Source organism: Streptomyces sp. UW30, from assembly GCF_008042075.1.
In the GTDB taxonomy this organism is placed as follows: domain Bacteria; phylum Actinomycetota; class Actinomycetes; order Streptomycetales; family Streptomycetaceae; genus Streptomyces.
In genome coordinates this window covers 1,231,990-1,239,574 of the sequence record NZ_RDBN01000053.1, presented here as the reverse complement: position 1 = coordinate 1,239,574, position 7,585 = coordinate 1,231,990, and the positions used below count along the sequence as shown (strand labels likewise).

Annotated in this window: 5 protein-coding genes; all 5 read left to right on the top strand. The window is 71.3% G+C overall.

Annotation, left to right across the window (positions count from 1 at the left end; translation table 11 throughout):
• The first annotated feature begins 469 nt into the window (after nucleotides 1-469).
• Genes EAO75_RS39905 through EAO75_RS39885 form a run of 5 tightly spaced genes read left to right on the top strand, consistent with a single transcriptional unit; the run spans nucleotide 470 to nucleotide 7,585 of the window.
• Nucleotides 470-1,261: a TIGR03084 family metal-binding protein gene (locus EAO75_RS39905; RefSeq protein WP_147999937.1), complete on the top strand. Its 792-nt coding sequence runs from the start codon at nucleotides 470-472 to the stop codon at nucleotides 1,259-1,261.
• Nucleotides 1,261-2,964: an acyclic terpene utilization AtuA family protein gene (locus tag EAO75_RS39900; RefSeq protein WP_147999936.1), complete on the top strand. Its 1,704-nt coding sequence runs from the start codon at nucleotides 1,261-1,263 to the stop codon at nucleotides 2,962-2,964. Before EAO75_RS39905 ends, EAO75_RS39900 begins: the two co-directional genes overlap by 1 nt.
• On the top strand, nucleotides 2,961-4,559 hold the full coding sequence (locus EAO75_RS39895; protein ID WP_147999935.1) for an acyl-CoA carboxylase subunit beta: 1,599 nt from the start codon (nucleotides 2,961-2,963) through the stop codon (nucleotides 4,557-4,559). Before EAO75_RS39900 ends, EAO75_RS39895 begins: the two co-directional genes overlap by 4 nt.
• A gap of 5 nt (nucleotides 4,560-4,564) precedes the next feature.
• On the top strand, nucleotides 4,565-6,406 hold the full coding sequence (locus EAO75_RS39890) for an acetyl/propionyl/methylcrotonyl-CoA carboxylase subunit alpha (protein ID WP_147999934.1): 1,842 nt from the start codon (nucleotides 4,565-4,567) through the stop codon (nucleotides 6,404-6,406).
• Between the two features lie 42 nt (nucleotides 6,407-6,448).
• Complete coding sequence (locus tag EAO75_RS39885; protein WP_147999933.1) at nucleotides 6,449-7,585, top strand: acyl-CoA dehydrogenase family protein; 1,137 nt, start codon at nucleotides 6,449-6,451, stop codon at nucleotides 7,583-7,585.

Here is a 7,585-nt window from a genome sequence, read left to right as displayed (position 1 = left end):
TCCTCGCCCTCCTCGCGCAGATCGTCGAACACGGGCGTCGGATCGGACACGGTGCGCTCCCCTCGGGGCACGGCGGTGTGCGGGGTGGTGCGGCCAGGTGGTGCGGCGGATACGGCTGCCGGACGTGCGGGTCGTGAGGCGGCTGCCCACCCGGATTCCAGTTGCTCATCCGATGTCTCCCCCGATGTGTGATCGATCCATGCGCGTGATCGATCCATGTGTGTGATCGATGCGTTGCTGAAGCAACAGACGCGACGGACGAGTGTATTGAGCGCACGCCACAGGGACACCCTTCCCACCGTGAACACTTCCCAAGTGGTGTGCGCAGATATGGCGTGCTGGTCCCCCTCCTCGCCCAATTAATGCAAGCACGCTTGCTTGTTTTCGTTCCCGCTGCCATGCTCCTCACCACGCCGCACCACCTGGCCGCACCACCCCGCACACCGCCGTGCCCCGAGGGGAGCGCACCGTGTCCGATCCGACGCCCGTGTTCGACGATCTGCGCGAGGAGGGCGAGGAACTCGACCGGCTCGTGGCCGAGTCGAGTCCCGAGCAGTGGGCGCTCGCCACTCCGGCGCCCGGCTGGAGCGTCGCCCACCAGATCGCGCACCTCGCCTGGACGGACCACTCGGCACTGCTGGCGGTGACCGACGTGAAGGCGTTCCACGAGCTGGTGGAGGAGGCGCTGAAGTCGCCGGGTTCCTTCGTCGACGAGGGTGCCGAGGAGGGGGCCGCGCTGCCGCCCGCCGAACTGCTGGCGCGGTGGCGGGAGGGGAGGGCCGCCCTCGACACGGCGTTGCGCGAGTCCCCGCCCGGCGCCAGGTTCCCGTGGTACGGCCCGCCCATGTCCGCCGCTTCCATGGGGACGGCCCGGCTCATGGAGACCTGGGCCCACGGTCTGGACATCGCCGACGCGCTCGGTGTGGTGCGCACACCCACCGACCGGCTCAGGAATGTGGTGTGGATCGGGGTGCGCACCCGTGACTTCGCCTTCGGCGTGCACGGGCTCCCGGCACCGCTCGACGACTTCCGCATCGAACTCGTCGCACCCTCCGGCGAGTTGTGGACCTACGGCCCCGAGGACGCCCCGCAGCGCGTCACCGGCCCGGCGCTCGACTTCTGCCTCCTGGTCACCCAGCGCGCCCACCGCGCCGACCTCGCGCTGCGCGCCGAAGGCCCCGACGCCGACCGCTGGTTCGACATCGCCCAGGTCTTCGCGGGCCCACCCGGTGAGGGCCGCGGGCCGAAGGGGGCGGCGTGATGACGCCCGCTCCCCGCGCGCTGCGGATCGGCAACGCCTCCGGCTTCTACGGCGACCGCTTCGACGCCATGCGCGAGATGCTCACCGGCGGCGAACTGGACGTCCTCACCGGCGACTACCTCGCCGAGCTGACCATGCTGATCCTTGCCCGGGACCGGCTGAAGGACCCGGGTGCGGGATACGCCCGCACCTTTCTGCGGCAACTGGAGGAGTGCCTCGGGCTGGCCCACGAGCGAGGCGTCAGGATCGTCGCCAACGCGGGCGGGCTCAATCCGGCCGGACTCGCCGAAGCCGTACGGAAGTTGGCGGACCGGCTCGGCATCCCCGTACGCGTCGCCCATGTCGAGGGCGACGATCTCAAGGACCGGTATCCGGGCAGCCTCGCCACGCACGCCTACCTCGGCGGCTTCGGGATCGCCGCCTGTCTGTGGGAGGGCGCCGACGTCGTCGTCACCGGGCGGGTGACCGACGCGGCGCTGGTCACCGGCCCCGCCGCCGCCCACTTCGGCTGGGCGCCCGGCGACCACGACCGGCTCGCGGGCGCCGTGGTCGCCGGACATGTGCTGGAGTGCGGGGCGCAGGCGACCGGCGGCAACTACGCCTTCTTCCACGAGGCTTCCAAGGGCGGCCGCGACCTGCGCCGTCCCGGCTTCCCGCTCGCCGAGCTGCACGAGGACGGCAGCTGCGTCCTCACCAAGCACCCCGGCACCGGCGGCTTCGTCGACGTCGGCACGGTCACGGCACAGCTGCTGTACGAGACGGCGGGCGCGCGCTACGCCGGGCCGGACGTCACCGCCCGCCTGGACACCGTGCGGCTCACCCAGGACGGACCGGATCGCGTCCGTATCGAGGGCGTCCGGGGCGAGGCACCGCCCCCCACCCTCAAGGTCGGCGTCAACCGTCTCGGCGGCTTCCGGAACGAGGTCGCCTTCGTGCTCACCGGCCTCGACATCGAGGCCAAGGCCGCCCTGGTGCGCGAGCAGATGACCGACGCGCTCGCCAAGTCGCCGCCCGCCGAGGTCCGCTGGGACCTGGTGCGCACCGACCGGCCCGACGCCCCGAGCGAGGAGACGGCGAGCGCCCTGCTGCGGCTCGTCGTGCGCGACCCGTCCCAGGAGGCCGTCGGCCGGGCCCTGAGCGGGGCCGCGGTGGAGCTGGCGCTCGCCAGCTACCCCGGCTTCCATGTGCTCGCGCCACCCGGAAAGGGCTCGCCCTATGGGGTCTTCGAGGATGTGTACGTCCCCCATGGTGCCGTCGACCATGTGGCCGTCCTCCACGACGGACGCCGGGTTGCTGTGCCGCCGGCCCAGGACACCGTCGTACTCGACGACGTACCGGAGCCGCCGCTGCCGCAGCCGCTGTCGTCCGGGCCCACGAAGCGGGCCCCTCTCGGCCTCGTCGCGGGTGCCCGCAGCGGGGACAAGGGCGGCAATGCCAACGTCGGCGTCTGGGCGCGGTCGGACGACGCCTGGCGCTGGCTCGCGCACGAGCTCACGGCCGACCGGTTCCGGCAGCTGATCCCCGAGAGCCGCGAGCTGAAGGTCACCCGGCACGCCCTGCCCAGCCTCCGCGCCCTCAACTTCGTCGTCGAAGGCATCCTCGGCGAGGGCGTCGCCGCCCAGCACCGCTTCGACCCGCAGGCCAAGGCCCTCGGCGAATGGCTGCGCTCCCGCCACCTGGACATCCCGGAGATCCTGCTGTGACCGTCCTGCCGTCCGCCCTGGACACCACCGGCACCGACTACCGGGCCTGCCGCGACACCATGCTCGCCAAGCTCGCCGACCTCGACACCGAGCACGCCAAGGCCCTCGCGGGCGGCGGGGAGAAGTACGTCGCACGGCACCGGGGGCGCGGCAAGCTGCTCGCCCGCGAGCGCATCGAGCTGCTCCTCGACCCCGACACACCGTTCCTGGAACTGTCCCCGCTGGCCGCATGGGGCAGCGACTACACGGTCGGCGCGTCCCTCGTCACCGGCATCGGGGTCGTCGAGGGCGTGGAGTGCCTGATCACCGCCAACGACCCGACCGTGCGCGGCGGAGCGAGCAACCCCTGGTCGCTGAAGAAGGCCCTGCGCGCCAACGACATCGCGCTCGCCAACCGGCTGCCGGTCATCAACCTCGTCGAGTCGGGCGGCGCCGACCTGCCGTCCCAGAAGGAGATCTTCATCCCCGGCGGCGCGATCTTCCGGGACCTGACGCGGCTGTCGGCGGCCGGAATCCCCACCGTCGCGGTCGTCTTCGGCAACTCGACGGCCGGAGGCGCCTACGTCCCCGGCATGTCCGACCACGTGATCATGGTCAAGGAGCGCGCCAAGGTGTTCCTCGGCGGTCCGCCCCTGGTGAAGATGGCGACCGGCGAGGAGAGCGACGACGAGTCGCTGGGCGGCGCCGAGATGCACGCGCGCGTGTCGGGCCTCGCCGACTACTTCGCCGTCGACGAACCGGACGCGCTGCGGCAGGCGCGCCGTGTGGTGGCCCGCCTCAACCACCGCAAGGCGTACGGCGATCCGGGCCCGGCAGCGCCGCCCAAGTACGACGCGGACGAGCTGCTGGGGATCGTGCCGGGCGACCTGCGCACCCCCTTCGACCCGCGCGAGGTCATCGCCCGCATTGTCGACGCCTCCGACTTCGACGAGTTCAAGCCGATGTACGGCACCAGCCTGACCACCGGCTGGGCGGCCCTGCACGGCTATCCGATCGGCGTGCTGGCGAACGCCCAGGGGGTCCTGTTCAGCGAGGAGTCCCAGAAGGCGGCCCAGTTCATCCAGCTGGCCAACCAGCGCGACATCCCCCTGCTCTTCCTGCACAACACCACCGGCTACATGGTGGGCAGCCAGTACGAGCAGGGCGGCATCATCAAGCACGGCGCGATGATGATCAACGCGGTCAGCAACAGTCGCGTGCCCCATCTCTCCGTCCTCCTGGGCGCCTCCTACGGCGCCGGCCACTACGGCATGTGCGGCCGCGCCTACGACCCCCGCTTCCTGTTCGCCTGGCCCAGCGCCAAGTCGGCCGTCATGGGCCCCCAGCAACTCGCCGGCGTGCTCTCGATCGTGGCCCGGCAGTCGGCGGCGGCAAAGGGACAGCCCTACGACGAGGAGGGGGACGCCGCGCTGCGCGCCATGGTGGAGCAGCAGATCGAGTCGGAGTCGCTGCCCATGTTCCTGTCCGGGCGGCTGTACGACGACGGCGTCATAGATCCACGCGACACCCGAACCGTCCTCGGTATGTGTCTGTCCGCCATCCACACGGCGCCCTACGAGGGTGTGCGCGGTGGCTTCGGCGTCTTCCGGATGTGAGGCGAATGATTACTTCTGTTCTGGTGGCGAACCGGGGCGAGATCGCCTGCCGGATCTTCCGCACCTGTGGCGAGTTGGGAATCCGGACGGTCGCCGTGTACTCGGACGCCGACGCGAACGCCCTGCACACGCGCGTGGCCGACGCGGCGGTACGACTGCCCGGAGCGGCGCCCTCCGCCACGTATCTCGACGGCGACCTGATCGTGAAGGCCGCCATCGCCTCCGGCGCGGACGCCGTGCACCCCGGCTACGGCTTCCTCTCCGAGAACGCCGACTTCGCGCGCGCCGTCCTCGACGCGGGCCTGGTCTGGATCGGCCCGCCGCCGGAGGCCATCGAGGCGATGGCGTCCAAGACGCGCGCGAAGGAACTGATGGGGCTTGCGCCCCTGGGCGAGGTCACCGAGGCCGACCTTCCCGTCCTGGTGAAGGCGGCCGCGGGCGGCGGAGGGCGCGGCATGCGGATCGTGCGCCGTCTTCAGGACCTGAGCGCCGCCCTGGAGAGCGCCCGCTCCGAGGCCGCGAGCGCCTTCGGCGACGGCGAGGTCTTCGTCGAGCCGTACGTCGAGAACGGCCGCCATGTCGAGGTCCAGATCCTCGCCGACACCCACGGCACCGTCTGGCCCCTCGGCACCCGCGACTGCTCCCTGCAGCGCCGCCACCAGAAGGTGATCGAGGAGTCCCCCGCTCCCGGACTCTCCGAGCAGCTCACCGACGAACTGCTCACGCTGGCCGTACGGGCCGCCCGCGCCGTCGACTACGTCGGCGCCGGCACCGTCGAGTTCCTGGTGGCCGGCGACAAGGCGCACTTCCTGGAGATGAACACCCGCCTCCAGGTGGAACACCCGGTCACGGAGAAGGTCTTCGGTATCGACCTCGTCGCCGAACAACTCCGCGTCGCCGAGGGCCACGCCCTCCCCGACGACCCGCCACACGCGCGTGGCCACGCCGTCGAGGCCCGCCTCTACGCCGAGGACCCGGCGCACGACTGGGCCCCGCAGACCGGCACCCTGCACCGCTTCGCCGTACCCGACAGCGTCCGCCTGGACACCGGCTTCACCGACGGCGACGAGATCGGCGTCCACTACGACCCGATGCTCGCCAAGCTCGTCGCCCACGCGCCCACCCGCGCGGCGGCGATCCGCACACTCGCCGGCGCCCTGGAGCGCTCGACGATCCACGGCCCCCTCACCAACCGGGACCTCCTCGTCCGCTCCCTGCGCCACGAGGAGTTCACGACCGCCCGCATGGACACGGGCTTCTACGACCGTCACCTCACCGACCTCACCGAGCCCGCTCCGGACCCGTACGCCCCCCTGGCCGCGGCCCTCGCCGACGCACACGGCCGCTCCCGTTTCGGCGGCTTCCGCAACGTGCCGTCTCAGCCGCAGGTCAAGCGGTACGAGGTGGGGGACGAGGAGATCGAGGTCCGATACCGCCACACGCGCGCGGGCCTGGAGGCCGACGGCGTGCGGCTCGTGCACGCCGACGCGGGCGCCGTCGTACTCGAAGTGGACGGCGTACGCAGGAACTTCGCCGTCGCGAGGTACGACGACGAGATCCACGTGAACACCACCCGCATCACCGCGCTCCCGCGCTTCCCGGACCCGACGGCTCAGCATGTGCCGGGTTCCCTGCTCGCGCCCATGCCGGGGACGGTCGTCCGGGTGGCCGAAGGCCTGGCCGTAGGAGCCGCCGTGGAGGCCGGACAGCCCCTGCTGTGGCTGGAGGCGATGAAGATGGAACACAAGATCGCGGCGCCGGTCTCGGGGACGCTGAGCGCTTTGCATGCCGTACCTGGTCAGCAGGTGACGGTCGGCGCCTTGCTGGCGGTAGTGCAAGAGGCCTAGGGGCGCGAGGAACTGCGCGACCAGCCACGACGAAGGAGTCACATGGCCACGATCGAAACCGAGGAACACAAGGCCCTACGATCCGCGGTAGCCGCCCTCGGCAAACGCCACGGCCGCACCTACGACCGTGAGGCCCTCTGGTCCGAGGCCGCGAAACTCGGTTACCTGGGCGTCAATCTCCCCGAGGAGTACGGAGGCGGAGGCGGCGGTATCGCCGAACTCTCCATCGTCCTCGAAGAACTCGGCGCCGCAGGCTGCCCGTTGCTGATGATGGTCGTCTCCCCGGCGATCTGCGGCACGGTCATCGCCCGCTTCGGCACCGACGAACAGAAACGTGAGTGGCTCCCGGGCCTCGCCGACGGCTCCCGCACGATGGCCTTCGGCATCACCGAGCCGGACGCCGGCTCCAACAGCCACCGCATCACCACCACGGCCCGCCGCGACCCGGACACCGGAGACTGGCTCCTCACCGGCCGCAAGGTCTTCATCTCCGGCGTCGACATCGCGGACGCGACCCTCATCGTCGGCCGCGCCGAAGACGCCCGCACCGGCAACCTCAAACCCTGCCTGTTCATGGTCCCGCGCGATGCCGAAGGCTTCACGCGCCGCCAGATCGACATGGAACTGAGCGCCGCGGAGAAGCAGTTCGAGCTGACCCTCGACGACGTACGCCTCCCCGCCGACGCGCTCGTCGGCCACGAGGACGCAGGCCTGCTCCAGCTCTTCGCCGGCCTCAACCCCGAACGCATCATGACGGCCGCCTTCGCGATCGGCATGGGCCGCTACGCCCTCGCCCGGGCCGTCGAGTACGCCCGCGACCGCACCGTCTGGAAGGCCCCCATCGGCGCCCACCAGGCCATCGCGCACCCCCTCGCCCAGGCGCACATCGACCTCGAACTGGCCCGTCTGATGATGCAGAAGGCGGCCTGCCTGTACGACGCAGGGGACGACGTGGGCGCGGGCGAGGCCGCCAACATGGCCAAGTACGCGGCCGGGGAGGCCTGCGTGAAGGCGGTCGACCAGGCCGTGCACACCCTCGGCGGCAACGGCCTCACGCGCGAATTCGGGCTCGCCTCGTTGATAACCGCGGCACGCGTGTCTCGTATTGCTCCGGTGAGCCGGGAGATGATTCTCAACTACGTCTCCCACCAGACCCTGGGCCTGCCCAAGTCGTACTGA

Bases quoted from the DNA above. Each gene is read 5' to 3' on its own strand.
- EAO75_RS39900 (WP_147999936.1), top strand. From the start codon at position 1,261: ATGACGCCCGCTCCCCGCGCGCTGCGGATCGGCAACGCCTCCGGCTTC.
- EAO75_RS39890 (WP_147999934.1), top strand. From the start codon at position 4,565: ATGATTACTTCTGTTCTGGTGGCGAACCGGGGCGAGATCGCCTGCCGG.
- EAO75_RS39885 (WP_147999933.1), top strand. From the start codon at position 6,449: ATGGCCACGATCGAAACCGAGGAACACAAGGCCCTACGATCCGCGGTA.